This window comes from Paenibacillus sp. P46E (assembly GCF_001909095.1).
GTDB lineage: Bacteria > Bacillota > Bacilli > Paenibacillales > Paenibacillaceae > Paenibacillus_AQ > Paenibacillus_AQ helianthi.
In genome coordinates, this window is record NZ_LVYZ01000057.1 from 1 (window position 1) to 15484 (window position 15484).

A 15484-nucleotide genomic window follows, 5' to 3' on the forward strand; every position below is an offset into this window, starting at 1 on the left:
CTCAAGTGTAATAATAATAGGCATTACTTATAAACTGGGAACTCTTCTTACGTGGGAGAATGCATTTATTGATTTTTTCTTTAAAATAATTATTTGCATATTTACCCCAAATTTAATTGTACTATTAGCGTTCAATAAAACAATGGAGTTTGATTATCTGAAAGCAAAAATCTTAAAAAAAGCTAGGGGTGAAAAATAAAAAGTATATTTAGATTCTGTGGGGAATTCGGATGATAACTTTAGTATTAATATATTTTAAAAACTTATTTAGTTAATTGTTTTATTTGTTTCTAGAGGAGGATGGTTATGATTGTATTAGTGACTGGAGGTGCGGGGTTCATAGGGTCGCATACCTGTATCGCACTATTAGAGGCAGGTTTTAAAGTGATTGTAGCGGATAACTTATGTAATAGTAGAGTGGAAATATTAAATAAAGTTATGGAAATCACAAAAAAAAACATTATTTTTTATGAAATTGATGTAACTAATGAGCATTCTGTAGATCGGATATTTTCCGAGCATCACATTGATGGGGTTATTCACTTTGCTGGCTATAAAGCAGTTGGTGAATCAGTTAAAGAACCATTAAAGTATTACTACAATAACATAATTAGCACTATTGTTCTTGTTAGAGCTTGCCAGAAGTATAAAGTTCAGAGATTTGTGTTTAGTTCATCAGCTACGGTATATGGTGAGAATGAAGTGCCATTTAAAGAATCAATGATACTTAAGCCGACAACTAATCCATACGGTGAATCTAAGACCATAAGTGAGCGGATTTTGATAGATGTTTCCGAGGCAAACCCTGCTTTTTCGGTAGCCTTACTTCGATATTTTAATCCAATAGGGGCACATGAAAGCGGTCTTATTGGAGAGGAGCCGAATGGTGCTCCGAATAATCTAATGCCATATATTACTCAGGTGGCTAAAGGGAAGATTGAGAAGTTGCGCATTTTCGGAGCCGATTATCCAACTTTTGATGGCACAGGAGTTAGAGATTATATTCACGTAATGGATTTAGCTGAAGGACATATCGCCGCACTTATTCATTTAAAAGAAGGGATACATAAGTATAATCTGGGTTCGGGTAAGGGAACTTCTGTCCTTGAATTGGTAACAATTTTTGAGGAAGAGACAGGTATTAAGATACCTTTTGATGTGATAGATCGTAGACCAGGGGATATTGCGGAATGTTATGCTGATGTTAGAAAAGCTAGGGAAGAACTAAACTGGTACGTCATTAGAGATCTCCGAATGATGTGCCGGGACGCATGGAGATTTGAAAAGAATATTTAAGATGCTTGTAGCTTTAAGGGTTAATACGAATATTTATCCACGGCAGACATTTTTGAATATTAATTGTTTTTCATAAACTTATTCTTCTGCTTAGGTATTGTACTTGTTCAAAAATGCTATATAGAAGAGAGGATGGTTACAATATGAAAGGCATTATCCTAGCAGGAGGTAGCGGCACTCGCCTCTACCCCTTAACCATGGTCACCAGTAAACAATTGCTGCCCATTTACGACAAACCCATGATCTATTACCCATTATCCACCTTGATGTTAGCCGGAATTAATGACATTCTAATTATCTCTACACCGGAAGATACTCCAAGGTTCGAAAGCCTATTGGGTGATGGGTCCCAGTTCGGCATCTCTTTACAATACATAGTTCAACCAAGTCCTGACGGTTTAGCTCAGGCTTTTATTTTGGGGGAAGCTTTTATTGGTGATGATTCAGTGGCTATGATACTTGGCGATAACATTTACTATGGAAATGGTATTCGAAAAATGCTACAGCGTGCTTCGGAAAAAGAGTATGGAGCCACTGTGTTCGGCTATCATGTGCAGGACCCGGAGCGTTTTGGTGTGGTTGAATTCAACGAAGAAGGTAAAGTGCTCAGCGTTGAAGAGAAGCCGACTCATCCGAAATCGAATTACGCCATTACTGGATTGTATTTCTATGATAATCGGGTCGTAGAAATTGCCAAGAATGTGCAGCCTTCAGTAAGAGGTGAACTTGAAATCACTTCCATTAATGAAGCATATCTTAAACTTGGTGAGTTGGATGTTGAGTTACTGGGCCGCGGGTTTACTTGGCTCGATACCGGAACTCATCAGAGCCTTGTAGATGCGACTAATTTTGTCAGAACCATTGAGGATCACCAAGGGATAAAAATCGCGGCTCTTGAGGAAATAGCCTATATTAATGGCTGGATTACCAAAGAACATTTATTGAACTGCGGACAGAAGCTGAGCAAGACCGGCTACGGTCAATATTTGATTAAGGTAGCCACCGGGAAGATCCAATATTAAGCAGTAAAGGTGTGGAAGAAATGAAGTTGACGAAAACGAGACTGGCTGGCGTATATATCGTGGAACCAGCGGTATTCGGCGACCATCGCGGTTGGTTCATGGAGACTTTTAGTGATACCAAGTTTAAGCAGCAGGGGATTGATATTACTTTTGTACAGGATAATCAATCTTATTCCGCTGCCAAAGGAACACTTCGCGGTTTACACTTTCAACTTAACCCTAAAGCGCAGACCAAACTTGTTCGTTGCACACGTGGAGTCATATTCGATGTTGCTGTGGATATTAGAAAAGGTAGCCCTACATACAGTAATTGGTTCGGTATGGAGTTGAGTGCAGAGAACAAGAAGCAGTTGTTGATTCCGAAGGGGTTTGCACATGGGTTCATGACTCTTACAGAAGATGTCGAGGTTCAATATAAATGCGATGAGCTGTATGCACCGGAGTGTGATGGTGGGATTCTTTGGAATGACCCTGCTATTGGTATTGAATGGCCTATTCACGTGGCACCGATTTTATCCGGCAAAGATGAGCAGGCTCCATTATTAGTGAATGCACATTTGAATTTTACGTATGAAGGCTAAGAATATTATCCAATTGATGAATTTGAGGTGCATTTAATGAGCAGGAAGAAATTACTGATCACCGGCGGTGCTGGTTTTATCGGCGGGAACTTCGTACAATACATGGTTGATAAATACCCCAGTTACGATATCGTAAATCTGGATTTGTTAACTTATGCTGGTGATTTGACGAAGCACACAAAGATTGAAGACAGAGAGAACTATCGGTTTGTTCAAGCAGATATTGCCGACCGTGAGACAGTTATTTCGCTTTTTGAGCAAGAAAAGTTTGACTATGTCGTGCATTTCGCAGCAGAGAGTCACGTAGACCGTTCTATTACTGATCCGGCTGTATTCGTTCGTACGAATGTGATGGGGACACAAGTGTTGCTGGATGCTTCTAGGAAGATAGGGCTCTCCAAATTTGTTCATGTCTCGACGGATGAGGTGTATGGGGAACTGGATTTTGATCCTACGGTCTTCTTCACGGAGGAAACTCCCTTGCAGCCTAATAGCCCATATAGTGCCAGTAAGGCGGCATCGGATCTGCTGGTTCGGGCTTACAATGAAACATATGGCTTACCAATGAATATCACTCGTTGCTCTAACAATTACGGCCCCTACCATTTTCCAGAGAAGCTGATTCCACTGACGATATCTAAAGTTCTGAATGAGCAGATGGTTCCTGTCTATGGTGATGGCAAAAACATTCGGGACTGGCTGCATGTCTGGGATCATTGTGCTGCCATTGACTTAGTGTTGCACGAAGGAGTAAGCGGTGAAGTATATAACGTAGGCGGCCATAATGAACGTACAAATCTCGAAGTAGTCAAGACTATCATCCATACTTTGGGTAAATCTGATGACTTGATTGAATTTGTTACAGATCGCTTGGGACATGACAAACGTTATGCTATTGATCCTACAAAGCTGGAGAAATTGGGCTGGAAGCCTACGTACACGTTTGAGACAGGAATTGCTCAGACTATACAATGGTACACAGCACATGCAGAGTGGTGGGAGCAAATTCTTAGCGGCGAGCATCGGAAATATTTATGAATAAAAAATTAACCAGTAAAAAAGCAGGCAAGCGTAGAAAGAAGAGAATTCTATTACTGTACTTGCCTGTTTTGTTAATTCTTCTATTGTTTTTTGGCGCAGGCCGCTTTCTTCTCTACAATCAAGACCCGCATAAAGTAGATGTTATTATTGTACTTAGCGGAGGTTCAGGCAGGATTGAAAAAGGGGCAGAACTATACAAGGAGGGCTATGCTTCTTACCTCCTTCTCTCCAATGCCAAAGAAGCAACTGGTACATCCGGTGACATACTCCAAACCGACCTTGCCCATGGAATCCCTAAAGCTGCCATACTGTCCGAAAATGCAGCGCTCAGCACCTACCAGAACGCTGAGCTGACACTTCCGATCTTGAAGCAGCATGGCTTCACTTCAGCTATCGTTGTTTCTTCTGAGTTTCATATGCGGCGGGTAAAGTTACTGTTTGACCATGTTTACAAAAAATCAGGTATTAAACTGACTTATATCGGTTCAGATTCGGGATACAACGCTAATTATTGGTGGAGTGACAAGTACAGCCGGGAGACTACATTTAGCGAGTATACCAAGATGATTGGGAATGTTTTCGGATATAATGGACCTGAGGCCAAAAATGCCTTGGAGCAGATTAAACGATGGTTTCGCTAGATTCGGATTGCTAAGATAGCAGCAGTGGATCGAAGTGGCGAAACTAGTGAGTAAGGGAACAACGGAGGCCTAACGGCCTCCGTTTCTTTTTTTAGAAACTATTACCTTAGACCCACTTGATGTATAATTATTCCTGCAAGTCTAGTGGCTGCCCTAATTCTTGGGAGTAGAACGTTGATAGTCAGGACTGCTTATTCTGGTTGGGGGCGATGAGAGTGAAGGGCAAAACAATGAAAGTGTTGGCAGCGTGGGGGATGCTGCTGAGTTTGCTGTGTGGGGGAGTTGCTAATGCGGCAACGATAGTACAGCAGACATCGTCTTATGCTTTTGTGGATGTACAGACGACGTATTGGGCAAATGAAGCTATTCAGAGTATGGCGAACCAAGGCATCATTACAGGTAATCCAGACGGCTCCTTTAAGCCGGAAGCGGCAATTACGCGGGAACAGCTGGCTAAGCTGATTACGCTGACCTTTGGGCTTGATCTGGTCTCGGACGGAACACAGACCTTTTCGGATGTGAATTCTTCTTCCTGGGCTTACAAGTATGTTGAAACGGCGAAGGATTATCTCACCGGGTATTTCCCTATGAAGGGGAAGCCGTTTTTTGATCCCCAGGCGAATGCTACCCGTGAAGATGTTGCGGTTGCGCTTGTTCGTGCTATGGGACTGGAAACCGAAAGTGTTGACGCCGATGAAGTGCTCCGCTATAAATTCAACGACTATGAGGATGTAACTCCACAACTGGCTAAGGAAGTAGCAGTTGCTGTGGATAAGAAGCTGATTCAAGGATTTCCGGATGGCACGTTCAGACCGAATAGCCCGATTAATCGTGCTTCTGTAGCCACTTTGCTGTACCGTGTGCTGAAGTCTTCCTATACTACGGCTACACAGGATGTGAAGCTGGACGTGCAGGTTCCGAAGCAGGTTTCGGACAGAACCGTTAAGGTAACCGGTAAAGTGAACGCTGACGCGAAGGTCTATATCAATGATGAAGAAGTAGAGAATGTAGATGGGGCTTTTGCTGAGGCTTATGATCTGGACGAGGGTGAGAAGGTCTACGAATTTGTAATCAAGGCCGTACTGCCGAATGGCCGCTCTAACACGGTCACCAAACAGGTCACTTATCAGACATCAGGACCTCAACTCACGGTACAGGCCCCGGAATCCTCCAATCAACCTACGGTTAAGATTACCGGGAAGGTTAAGGACAGTGGCGATACCAATCCAGAGGTTACGATCAATGACAAAACGGCCTATGTTTCTTATAATGGCGATTTCAGTGAAGAGCTGACCTTGAAGGAAGGTATCAACAAGATTGTTGTGACTGCAGTCAATAAGTATGAGAAGAAGGCAGTAGTAGAGAAGCAGATTGTTGTTACCTTGGGTGGTCCCGTACTGACACTGGATCTGATCCCGGATACTAGCAACAGTAAGACTATAACGTTAAGTGGAACAGCCACAGATAAGAATGACAGCTCTCCGAAGATTTATATGAATGACGAATTGGTAGGCAGCTACGGTTCTTTCAATAAAACGGTGACGCTCAAGGAAGGCGACAATGTCTTTACCTTCAAGGCCACTAACAGCCTGGGCAAAAGTTCAGCAGTGATTACCAAGACAATTACGTTCAGTGTGGGTGGACCTGTGTTGACGCTGGACCTGATTCCTGAAGCAAGCAATAGCAAGACTATAACTTTAAGCGGTACAGCTACTGACAAGAATGATAGTAGTCCGAAAATCTACATGAATAATGAGCTTGTGGGCAGCTATGGTTCTTTTAATAAGTCGGTGACCCTTAAAGAGGGCGACAACATTTTTACCTTTAAAGCAACCAATAATCTGGGCAAAAGCTCGGCTGTCATCACCAAAACGATTACTTTCAAAGTAGGGGGACCTGTACTTACACTGGATCTGATCCCGGAGTCAAGCAGCAGCAAGACGGTAACCCTGAGCGGGACTGCAACAGATAACAATGACAGCAGCCCAAAAATCTACATGAATGACGAACTGGTAGGCAGTTACGGTTCTTTTAATAAGTCTGTAACGTTAAAAGAAGGGGCAAACGTCTTCACTTTCAAAGCAACTAACAATTTAGGTAAAAGCTCAGAGCCTGTTACGAAGACTATTACATTTTCGGTAGGCGAACCTGTTCTTGCTCTGGACTATATTCCCGAAACGACTAGTAACAAACAGCTTACGTTAAGCGGGAATGCCACTGATCAGAATGACAGCTCTCCCAAAATCTATCTGAATGACGAGCTGGTGGGCAGTTACGGAAGCTTCTATAAATCGGTCACTTTGGCTGAAGGCAGCAACAAATTTGTGTTTAAGGTTACCAATAGCTTCGGAAAAGTAACTACGGTGGAGAAGATTGTCGTTTACACCCCGGCACCAGGTAAAGAGTAAAATTTACTACTATTTATGCAAATTCTATAGATGATTAAATGGCGGAACAGAGCTATCCTCTGTCCGTCATTTTTTTATGTGAGGAACTGAAATGTGTGTAAGGCTCAAGCCTTCCCTCCAACCAGAAAACCCAGCCCCGGAACCCGCTTCACCACCATACTAAGCACCAGCGACCCTGCAACAGCTATCACTGTGGTAGGGAACCAGCTCAGGTAGCTGTCATAGACGTAGTGCTCCATGAAGTTCAGCAGCAGGATGAAGATACCGTAGTGGAAGATCAGGATGGCAAGAGATTCTTGGCCGATGTAAGTAAGGAAGGCAGTGAAGAATCTGGATTTGGAGAGCAGTTGGGTCATTTGGATGGTGAGCAGGCTGCCGGCGATCCCGGCGGTGTAGAAAAGAAGCAGATTGCCGTATTCCCTATTGTTCATATCTACATAGCTGTTGAAGTAGGCTGCGGCTAGGAAAATGACCATTAGTAGGAGGGTGCCCAGGTTGAAGATACGGATCTTGCTGAGGAGCTGACGCTGCTTAAGCTGATAGCCGATGAATACGAAGAGCTGGGCAACGAGTGCGACATCGATGTTCCAGGGCAGGAAGGCTACAGTGCTTAGAGCATAACCGATCAGGCTTAATGAGAGCATGACGGCAAGCTGCAGGAAGAGCGGGCGTCCACTCAGATAACGCATACTGAGGCAAAAAATAATCTGGGTCATGAACAGACAGGGCAGGAACCAGATGGGAATGTTCAGGAGCAGGCCGCCGGAATAGGTTCCGTAGGCGATAGCCACTAGAGGTTCATGCCAGGCAATGTCCGGGGTGTGATTCGTCTCGATGGTTCGGAGTGTAAGCCACAGCAGGTAGCTCAGGAGTCCGGCAGAGAGATAGGGGACGACGAGGGTAATGATTCGGGTACGCAGCAGGGATGTGAAATTGTCAAAATATTTGGAGGCGCTGAAGAGGTACCCGGAGACGATGAAGAACAGCGGAAGCCGGAAGTCTCTGAACATATCATTCAGAACAACTGGAGTTAGGCCGGCATGTCCTACTACAACGAGCAGAATCGTAATGCCTCTTACCATGTCGATCACTTTGAGCCGAGGGGTCCTTACGGTGGCGGAAGTCGATTCCGCTGCAGTTGTCACTGAAGATGTGTCCGGTGCTTGCATGGCTTGGCGGCAGCCCCCTTACATATAAGTTATACATTAGGTTATAGGAAATAAAAGGTAAGGACAATGGTACAAACTAGTTATTTCAAATACTACCTTAGCTGGTTGATATACTTACGTGATCGTTATATAAATAGGGGGAGTTCGGGTTCTTTTAGAATTGATGTGTAATCATATGAAATGAAAGGAAAGTGAGCGGATGAAGGAATATGACTATTCATTGGATGCAATCAAGGGAATTAGCTGTATTTTGATGATTATGGCGCATATTCCGCTTTATTTTAATGGCAATGAACGAGTATTTCAGATTATTGCCGGTTTGGCTCCTGTACTTTTCTTTGCGGTCTCCGGGGTGACAACCACGCTACAGGCACGCAGGCGAAGCTTCAGATCGATGCTTAGCTTTTATGCGCTGTTCGCTGTCATCGGCTTCTCTTATAATCTCATGTGGAGACCGGATATTCAGGCATTCAAGATTATGGACGTTCCTCAGATCATCGCACTTGGAGTGCTCAGTGTATACCTTCTGGAGAAATACCTCAAACCTCCACTCTATTTATACCTCCTTTTGTCGCTGATAGCGTATTCGGTACATGGAATCATCGGCTACCGCTTGCCGGATTTCCCTCTCAAGTCTGTTTTATTCACAGAGACGATCGGATTTACGTATTTCCCCTGGATGTTTGCGTTTGTGGCCGGAATCTTTGCCTACCGGTGCAGTAATCGGGTGAATCTCACTCTAGCTCTGTGTGCCGGGCTGCTGCTTGCCGTAGTCAGTTACGAAGGTGTGTATGAAGCGGATTTTGTTAAATATAATATGTCTGTGCAATATCTGCTGCTGTCGCTGATGGTGTTATTCGGGACCTTTTATCTCTTCAGACGTAAAAAAAGCTACTCTTCCACAAATCTGATTCTGTATTTCGGCAAGCATTCTTTATTATTTCTGTTTACCCATCTGTTTCTGATCCTGGCATTTGACCGGTTGGGTCTGGGACGCTTATATATTGTATGGATGTGGGGTTTGGCTCTGGTCTGCACCTATGCGGCGATGAGGATCCTGCTGTGGCTGGGCCGCTACATAGAACATTACATGGATCATCCGGTCCCTTGGGTTCTTATCGTCGTTGGTGTTGTTGCGGTTCCGCTGGTGACCTCCAATAGGGATTTCATCATTCTTGCAGAAGCCGTACTGGGCATTCTCTTCTCGCTCAATTACAAAAAACTCTCCAGCTTAATGTCTGCAAGCCCATCTTCCCGCCCGCTGCCAGCCACTCAGGAGGCTCTTCATGACCAAGCCTAATTATAAGCTGATCAGTAGCACCCGCTGGAAGTCCGGGACGGCACCTGCAGCCTCCGCTTCGTGATGGCCAATCAGGGTAAATATACCCTAGGAGGTGTAACTATGAAATGGACTAAACGATTCCAGCAAACTTCATTAATCCTGCTCTCAGTGGGCCTGCTCACTTGTGCAGGATGGGGGACAGCAGCTTCAATGACAGCAGCGGCGGCGCCAGCAGCACCAACACCGTCCTGCAGTAGCGGGGATCACGGAATTCTGCAGAAGCTGCAGAAGAAGCATACAGATGGGAGTTCGGAGCCGCTTACCTTTGCCGCTGTGGATTTTCTGAACGCGGATACGGGACGGGCGGCCGGTAACGGCTTTCTCATCGGGACTTCGGATGGCGGCTGTCACTTTCAGGAGATCTATCAGGGACAATGGAGCTTTCAGCAGATCGATTATCCGGATAATGTACATGGGTGGGCCCTGGCAACCGTTCAGGATGGACAAGCCAAGTACTTGATTCGAACGACGGACGGCGGCTCAACCTGGAAGCGGCTGGGTTCTGACACGGTGACTTTTGAACGCATAGAATTCCTGGATAGTACAACCGGGTTCGGCTATAACCGCGCCTCTACTTATTATACGAACGATGGTGGGGCCAGCTGGAGCAAAATCACTACACCGGCTAATACACGCGGAGCTGACTTCACGAGCCGCAATAGCGGCTGGGCGGTAGTTATCGTTCCGGGCAGCGGCTACCAGGTGATGAGAACCACCGATGGCGGAGCCAGCTGGAAACGAATGATGAAGGCGGCTTATGCTGACCCGCAGTATGCTAGAGTCTATGCGAATGCGTCGCAGGTGTATACGGTACTCTACGGTGGTTCAGGAATGTCGCAGACCTCGTATTCACTATATGGCAGCTCCAATGCTGGCAGTAGCTGGACCCGGGTTATCGCTCAGGAAACTGCCGGTGGCGGCCCGGCACCAGGGAGTGGAGTGGCCAAAGTGAAGAAGGGACCGGGTTCGGGCAGTCCGGGAAATATCCAGCTGGTCGGCAAAACGACGGCCTTCATGGTGGGCTATCAGCCTGCGGCCCAGATGGTAGGGACCGGCGTGACCCAGAATAACGGCCAGGCATGGAGTAACTCCAAGACAGTTTTGGGCTTTGAAGGTGTCATCTCCTTCGTAGATGATAATCAGGGCTGGCTGACGGTACGGGATCTGAATAGCTCAACACTGTATTTCACCAAAGATGCAGGGGCGAATTGGAGTGCCAAGTTTTCATTTGAGTTCTAAGGGCTCTGTTTCAGAGATTTGTCACGTTTTCGTCTTGTCTATAGCGGTCTTGGCCCGCTTATAATAGGGGAAAGAGACAGGAGGATGATTGTCCAGATGAGAAATAAAGTTCTCGTAGCCGCAGGACTAGTGGTTGTTATCGCCATAGGAACATATATGTTCGCTGGAACCACAGACAAGAACGTTAACAGCAAACCGGATACGGTTGGGGTGGAAATGGACACCCCGAGCTTTAAGGAAATGGTGCAAAGCTATAGCATGCGGACCGCACAAGCCGAGTCGGCGTCTATTTCATCCACACAGCTTATTGTTAAAGAGAGCGAAACCAAATCTACGACCTATCGATTGCCGGCAGACGAATTTTTTGTCTCCATCGCCCCCTACGTCGAGAAGACTCATCCGTGTGCAACCCATAATCTGACTGGCTGCCAGGGAGAGATGGTCGGGGAAGAGTTTAATATTACGGTCAAAGACGCGGACGGCAATAAGGTCATGGACAACCAAACCGTGAAATCCCAGCCCAACGGATTCATCGATTTGTGGCTGCCGCGGGACCGGACCTATCAGGTAACGATCGAGCATGACGGCAAAAAAGCCGAATCTGAGATTTCCACGTTCGAGAAGGATGATACTTGCGTTACGACGATGCAGCTGGGGTGAGGCTAGTCAATGTACTAAAAAGAGATTCAGCGGCGAATTCCTGTTTTTTAACGGGGATTCGCCTTTTTATTCCGGAGAAAATTGTAGGAATCAAAAAGCTGGGTCCCCATTCTTTCCTGCAGGAACGCTGGAAAGGAGGACCCGGCTGTCTCTATTCTATTCCCCTGTCTCCACAATCCATACCTCCGGCAGGTTGCGGAACTGCTCGGCATAGTCGAGACCGTAGCCGACGACGAATTCGTCGGGGATTTCGATGCCGCAGTAGTCGATCGGGACGTCGACGAGGCGGCGGGAGGGCTTGCTGAGGATGGTACAGATGCGGACGCTGCTGGCCTCGCGCATCAGGAACAGCTCACGGAGATGCTGCAGAGTCTGTCCGGTATCGATCAGATCCTCGATGAGCAGGACGTGCTTGCCGCGGATGTCGGTGTCGATGTCCTTTTTGATCGTGATGACCCCGGAGGAGGTGGCGCTGGCGCCGTAGCTCGATACAGCCATATAATCAATACCGACCGGGAGGGTGATCTCGCGCATCAGGTCGGACATGAACACGGCTGCTCCCTTGAGGATGCCGATGAGCACCAGCTCCTGACCCTCGTAGTCCTGCGAGATGATTGTACCCAGTTCTTTGACTTTCTGCTGCAGCTCGTTTTTGCTTACCAGAATTTCCTTGAGTGCGTTCATGGGCTCCGCTCCTTATGGATCAGGATGATGATCTGTCCTTTTCCTTAAGCATAACATCATGTGCTCCGCCTTCAAAGATAGTTGTCGAAGAGACAAGGGTAATCTTTGCCTGTTGTTGCAGCTGCGGGATGGTTAGTGCACCGCAGTTACACATGGTGGATTTGATTTTGCTGATGCTGAGATCCAGATTGTCTTTGAGGCGACCGGCATAAGGAATGAAGGAATCCACGCCTTCCTCGAACTCCAGCTTGCTCTCCTTATCGGCGTTGCCGAAGTCGTACCGCTGCCAGTTGCGGGCCCGGCTGGAGCCTTCGCCCCAATACTCCTTCACGAAGTTGCCGCCGACCAGCAGCTTGCGGCCCGGGCTTTCATCGAAGCGGGCGAAATAGCGGCCCAGCATCACGAAGTCGGCCCCCATCGCCAGTGCAAGCACGATATGGTAGTCATGCACGATGCCGCCATCGGAGCAGATCGGGACGTAGATGCCTGTTTTCTCGTAATATTCCTGGCGTGCTTCAGCAACTTCAATGACGGAGGAGGCCTGGCCGCGCCCGATGCCTTTTTGCTCACGTGTGATGCAGATGGAACCGCCGCCTATGCCGACCTTGATGAAGTCCGCACCGGCTTCGACCAGATAGAGGAAGCCTTCCTTATCCACGACATTGCCTGCGCCAACCTTCACCTTCTCCCCGAAAGTCTCCTTAATATAGTGGATCGTCTCGGCCTGCCATTCGGAGTAACCATCCGAGGAGTCAATGCAGAGTACATCCGCACCTGCTTCCACAAGCGCCGGAACACGTTCCTTATAGTCTCTGGAGTTGATGCCCGCCCCGACAATTAGCTGCTTGTTGCTGTCATGCAGCTCGAGCGGGTACTCCTGATGGCTGTCATAATCCTTGCGGAAGACCAAATGCACCAGATGGCCGCTGCTGCTCACGACCGGCAGACAGTTCAGCTTATGATCCCAGATCATGTCATTGGCTTCAGTGAGGGAGATGCCTTCATTGGCATAGATCAGTGAGGCGAGCGGCGTCATGAACCCGGTAATCGCGCAGTCCGGCGGCAGCCGGTTCTCACGGTAATCACGGCTGGTGACAATGCCCATCAGCTTGCCTGTAGGCTCTCCGTTATCGGTGATCGCAATGGTCGAATGGCCGCTGCGGGCTTTCAGCTCCAGTACATCCTTCAGGGTGTCTTCGGGACGCAGATTGGAATCGCTGAGCACGAAGCCGGCCTTGAATTTCTTGACCCTCCGGACCATCTCCACCTGCTGCTCAATCGGCTGCGAGCCATAGATGAAGGAGATTCCGCCGCTTTTGGCCAGGGCAATCGCCAGGTTATGGTCGGAGACGGCCTGCATCACGGCAGAAGTCACAGGGAGGTTCATCGTCAGGGCGGGCGTTTCCCCCTTGCGGAATTTGGTCACCGGAGTTCTGAGATCGACATTTCCCGGAATGCATTCTTTGGTCGTCAGATTCGGTACCAGCAGGAATTCGCTGAACGTTCTGGACGGCTGATCATAATAGTAAGCCATGTGTGGTCGCTCCCTCTCTTGGTTTGTTTTATTCTATACTTTTGACAGGACTTGTACCGGTACACCAATATCCATTTGCAGCTGTTTGTAATGCCCGCCCTTGGCCAGAATCGCCTGGACGCCGACAAGCTGAATGCCCATGTGTTCCATTTGCTGGGCGATGCAGCGGATGGTAGCACCTGAGCTGATCACATCATCGACGAGGAGCACCCGGTCCCCGGCAGTGAATCCGTCAAAATAGATATAGTTCTCATTATACGCCGTCTCGCGTTTGATGCTGACCTCATAATTATCGTATAGTTCGGTGCTGAGACGCAGAATATTCATCGGCTTCATCAGCTTATAGGCCGCGAGCATCCCCCAGGTATGTCCACCTGGCTCGGGAGATACGATATAATCAAAAGCAGGGAACTGCGCCGAAATGCTCTCGGCAAGGCTGTCCGTGATCTCACTAATCAGCTCGGGGTCAATATAAGTGCCGCGTTCACCGAAAGGATAAAGCTTGAAATCATAGGCGGTATCTTTATTTTTATAAATCCTTACATTCTTAGCGTTGCTGATGGATTCGCTGAGTCTTGCATAGGCTGCGCTCATGGTCCTCACTCCTTAATAGTTGTGTTAGCATATACCAAAAAACCCGGACTACAAGAGGCACCTGGAGGGCAAACGGCATCACGGAGAAGCGCACCAAAAATGCGGGCTCTCGCCTTGAATATCCTTCAGCCTTGAGGTGCCTCTTGTAGCCTGGGGCAATTTACGGTTGCCTGTAGAAACGCCCATACCAAATTAATGAGCTTATACAAGAGGTATGAAATTAGAGGGATTACGAATGAAAGGTGACATCGGATGGAGGTTGGGAAGCTCTTGTTTATTTAGATGTTAGAAACAGTGACTTTAATCATTTGTTATATGCTATCATTCGCAATATTGTGTGTCAATCTTTGATTTATATGTTAGATTTGATGACAATAGTGGTGACTGGAAAGGATGATTGAGATGCAGGAAGTTTCGCAATGGAGAATGGATACTTGTTCGCTGAAAGGTGATGGGGAGTGGAACGAGGATGCGCTGGTCATTCATGAAGAAGCAAGTGTGTATGGCGTGGTGGATGGGGCGACTTCGCTTTCGTCATACCGTAATCCGGAGGGGCGGACAGGAGGATATATAGCAGCGCAATTGGCGTCGATGTATTTCAAGGGAATGGACCCGCACGGGAAGCTGGAGCAGACAGCAGCTGAAGCGAACCAGGCACTGTGGCAGCAGATGGTGGCGGAAGGTGTGGATACGGGGGAGGCCGCCAACCGGTGGTCGGCGGCCCTGGTCGTAGTGCAGATCCATGAATACAGCGTTGATTACGTGCAGGCTGGGGATTGTATGCTGCTTGCCAGGTATAAGGATGGAACGCTCAGAGCGCTGACCCATCCCCAATTGGCGCATGTTGACCGGAAGACGCTGGACAAGATGGCGCAGCTTCGCGCCGAAGGCATAAGCGATCCGGCAGAGCTTCACAGTGCGCTTATACCTTACCTCACGGGCAACCGCACCTTGGCCAACACGATTGACGGATACGGGGTATTAAATGGCGACCCGCGGTTCCCGCAGTTTTTGGAGAAAGGAACGTTCAACCGGGCGAATCTGGAGAGTCTCTATATGTTCAGCGACGGCCTGTACACCGGAGAATCTAAATGGACGGAATTGACCGACGCTCTGGACAGACTGGGGGCGGATGGGTATGCCGGGGCTTTGTATGATAAGGAACAAGAGGACCGGATGCTGCTGGATATTCCGCGCCTCAAGGTTTCTGATGATAAAACATGTGTAGTACTGCATTTGGGGTAGGCGGTTTTCCCTAACATAAGCTGATTAA

Annotated in this window: 14 protein-coding genes, 1 pseudogene and 1 riboswitch; of the genes and pseudogenes, 11 read left to right on the forward strand and 4 right to left on the reverse strand. The window is 47.5% G+C overall.

Annotation, left to right across the window (positions count from 1 at the left end):
* The 7 genes and pseudogenes from A3849_RS33370 to A3849_RS21995 all read left to right on the forward strand — a co-directional run.
* Positions 1 to 199 (forward strand): annotated as a pseudogene (locus tag A3849_RS33370) (hypothetical protein); the annotation flags it as partial.
* Between the two features lie 107 nt (positions 200 to 306).
* Complete coding sequence (gene galE / locus A3849_RS21970) at positions 307 to 1296, forward strand: UDP-glucose 4-epimerase GalE (protein ID WP_074113316.1); 990 nt, start codon at positions 307 to 309, stop codon at positions 1294 to 1296.
* A gap of 143 nt (positions 1297 to 1439) precedes the next feature.
* Positions 1440 to 2318: a glucose-1-phosphate thymidylyltransferase RfbA gene (rfbA, locus tag A3849_RS21975; protein ID WP_074113317.1), complete on the forward strand. Its 879-nt coding sequence runs from the start codon at positions 1440 to 1442 to the stop codon at positions 2316 to 2318.
* 20 nt (positions 2319 to 2338) lie between these two features.
* Complete coding sequence (rfbC, locus tag A3849_RS21980; RefSeq protein WP_074113318.1) at positions 2339 to 2899, forward strand: dTDP-4-dehydrorhamnose 3,5-epimerase; 561 nt, start codon at positions 2339 to 2341, stop codon at positions 2897 to 2899.
* Between the two features lie 36 nt (positions 2900 to 2935).
* Entirely contained in the window at positions 2936 to 3937 is a 1002-nt protein-coding gene (gene rfbB, locus A3849_RS21985; protein WP_074113319.1) for a dTDP-glucose 4,6-dehydratase, read from the forward strand.
* The gene (locus tag A3849_RS21990; RefSeq protein WP_074113320.1) at positions 3934 to 4581 is read left to right on the forward strand and encodes a YdcF family protein; all 648 of its coding nucleotides are present in this window, start codon (positions 3934 to 3936) and stop codon (positions 4579 to 4581) included. Before rfbB ends, A3849_RS21990 begins: the two co-directional genes overlap by 4 nt.
* A 215-nt stretch (positions 4582 to 4796) precedes the next feature.
* Positions 4797 to 6989, forward strand: a complete 2193-nt coding sequence (locus A3849_RS21995) for an S-layer homology domain-containing protein (RefSeq protein ID WP_074113321.1) — start codon at positions 4797 to 4799, stop codon at positions 6987 to 6989.
* Between the two features lie 104 nt (positions 6990 to 7093).
* Here the strand turns inward: A3849_RS21995 and A3849_RS22000 are convergent, their stop codons facing one another.
* Positions 7094 to 8158: an acyltransferase family protein gene (locus tag A3849_RS22000; protein ID WP_074113322.1), complete on the reverse strand. Its 1065-nt coding sequence runs from the start codon at positions 8156 to 8158 to the stop codon at positions 7094 to 7096.
* A gap of 199 nt (positions 8159 to 8357) precedes the next feature.
* Here A3849_RS22000 and A3849_RS22005 point away from each other — a divergent pair, with 199 nt between their 5' ends.
* The 3 genes from A3849_RS22005 (at position 8358) to A3849_RS22015 (ending at position 11399) form a co-directional block, all read left to right on the forward strand.
* Positions 8358 to 9458 carry a hypothetical protein gene (locus tag A3849_RS22005; RefSeq protein ID WP_074113323.1) on the forward strand — a complete coding sequence of 367 codons (1101 nt, stop codon included), beginning with the start codon at positions 8358 to 8360 and terminating at the stop codon, positions 9456 to 9458.
* A 102-nt stretch (positions 9459 to 9560) separates the two neighbouring features.
* Positions 9561 to 10739, forward strand: coding sequence for a WD40/YVTN/BNR-like repeat-containing protein (locus tag A3849_RS22010; protein WP_074113324.1), 1179 nt, complete (start codon positions 9561 to 9563; stop codon positions 10737 to 10739).
* Between the two features lie 96 nt (positions 10740 to 10835).
* Positions 10836 to 11399 (forward strand): CueP family metal-binding protein, encoded by a 564-nt coding sequence (locus A3849_RS22015; RefSeq protein ID WP_074113325.1) that lies wholly within the window; start codon positions 10836 to 10838, stop codon positions 11397 to 11399.
* Between the two features lie 156 nt (positions 11400 to 11555).
* On the opposite strand, the gene hpt is transcribed toward A3849_RS22015, so the two are convergent.
* The 3 genes from hpt to A3849_RS22030 are packed head-to-tail and all read right to left on the reverse strand — an operon-like array spanning position 11556 to position 14211.
* The gene (gene hpt, locus A3849_RS22020) at positions 11556 to 12083 is read right to left on the reverse strand and encodes a hypoxanthine phosphoribosyltransferase (RefSeq protein WP_074113326.1); all 528 of its coding nucleotides are present in this window, start codon (positions 12081 to 12083) and stop codon (positions 11556 to 11558) included.
* 19 nt (positions 12084 to 12102) lie between these two features.
* Positions 12103 to 13617, reverse strand: a complete 1515-nt coding sequence (locus A3849_RS22025; protein ID WP_074113327.1) for an IMP dehydrogenase — start codon at positions 13615 to 13617, stop codon at positions 12103 to 12105.
* Between the two features lie 33 nt (positions 13618 to 13650).
* A complete protein-coding gene (locus tag A3849_RS22030) occupies positions 13651 to 14211 on the reverse strand; it encodes a phosphoribosyltransferase (protein WP_074113328.1) in 561 nt (186 codons plus the stop codon).
* 126 nt (positions 14212 to 14337) lie between these two features.
* A riboswitch (purine riboswitch) is annotated at positions 14338 to 14440 on the reverse strand.
* A 173-nt stretch (positions 14441 to 14613) separates the two neighbouring features.
* Between A3849_RS22030 and A3849_RS22035 the strand changes: the two genes are divergently transcribed.
* Positions 14614 to 15456, forward strand: coding sequence for a protein phosphatase 2C domain-containing protein (locus A3849_RS22035; protein ID WP_218619255.1), 843 nt, complete (start codon positions 14614 to 14616; stop codon positions 15454 to 15456).
* The last annotated feature ends 28 nt before the right edge of the window (positions 15457 to 15484 follow it).

Bases quoted from the DNA above. Each gene is read 5' to 3' on its own strand.
- rfbA (WP_074113317.1), top strand. From the start codon at position 1,440: ATGAAAGGCATTATCCTAGCAGGAGGTAGCGGCACTCGCCTCTACCCC.
- A3849_RS22005 (WP_074113323.1), top strand. From the start codon at position 8,358: ATGAAGGAATATGACTATTCATTGGATGCAATCAAGGGAATTAGCTGT.
- galE (WP_074113316.1), top strand. From the start codon at position 307: ATGATTGTATTAGTGACTGGAGGTGCGGGGTTCATAGGGTCGCATACC.
- A3849_RS22010 (WP_074113324.1), top strand. From the start codon at position 9,561: ATGAAATGGACTAAACGATTCCAGCAAACTTCATTAATCCTGCTCTCA.
- hpt (WP_074113326.1), bottom strand. From the start codon at position 12,083: ATGAACGCACTCAAGGAAATTCTGGTAAGCAAAAACGAGCTGCAGCAG.
- A3849_RS22000 (WP_074113322.1), bottom strand. From the start codon at position 8,158: ATGCAAGCACCGGACACATCTTCAGTGACAACTGCAGCGGAATCGACT.
- A3849_RS22015 (WP_074113325.1), top strand. From the start codon at position 10,836: ATGAGAAATAAAGTTCTCGTAGCCGCAGGACTAGTGGTTGTTATCGCC.
- A3849_RS22035 (WP_218619255.1), top strand. From the start codon at position 14,614: ATGCAGGAAGTTTCGCAATGGAGAATGGATACTTGTTCGCTGAAAGGT.
- A3849_RS22030 (WP_074113328.1), bottom strand. From the start codon at position 14,211: ATGAGCGCAGCCTATGCAAGACTCAGCGAATCCATCAGCAACGCTAAG.
- A3849_RS22025 (WP_074113327.1), bottom strand. From the start codon at position 13,617: ATGGCTTACTATTATGATCAGCCGTCCAGAACGTTCAGCGAATTCCTG.
- rfbB (WP_074113319.1), top strand. From the start codon at position 2,936: ATGAGCAGGAAGAAATTACTGATCACCGGCGGTGCTGGTTTTATCGGC.
- rfbC (WP_074113318.1), top strand. From the start codon at position 2,339: ATGAAGTTGACGAAAACGAGACTGGCTGGCGTATATATCGTGGAACCA.
- A3849_RS21990 (WP_074113320.1), top strand. From the start codon at position 3,934: ATGAATAAAAAATTAACCAGTAAAAAAGCAGGCAAGCGTAGAAAGAAG.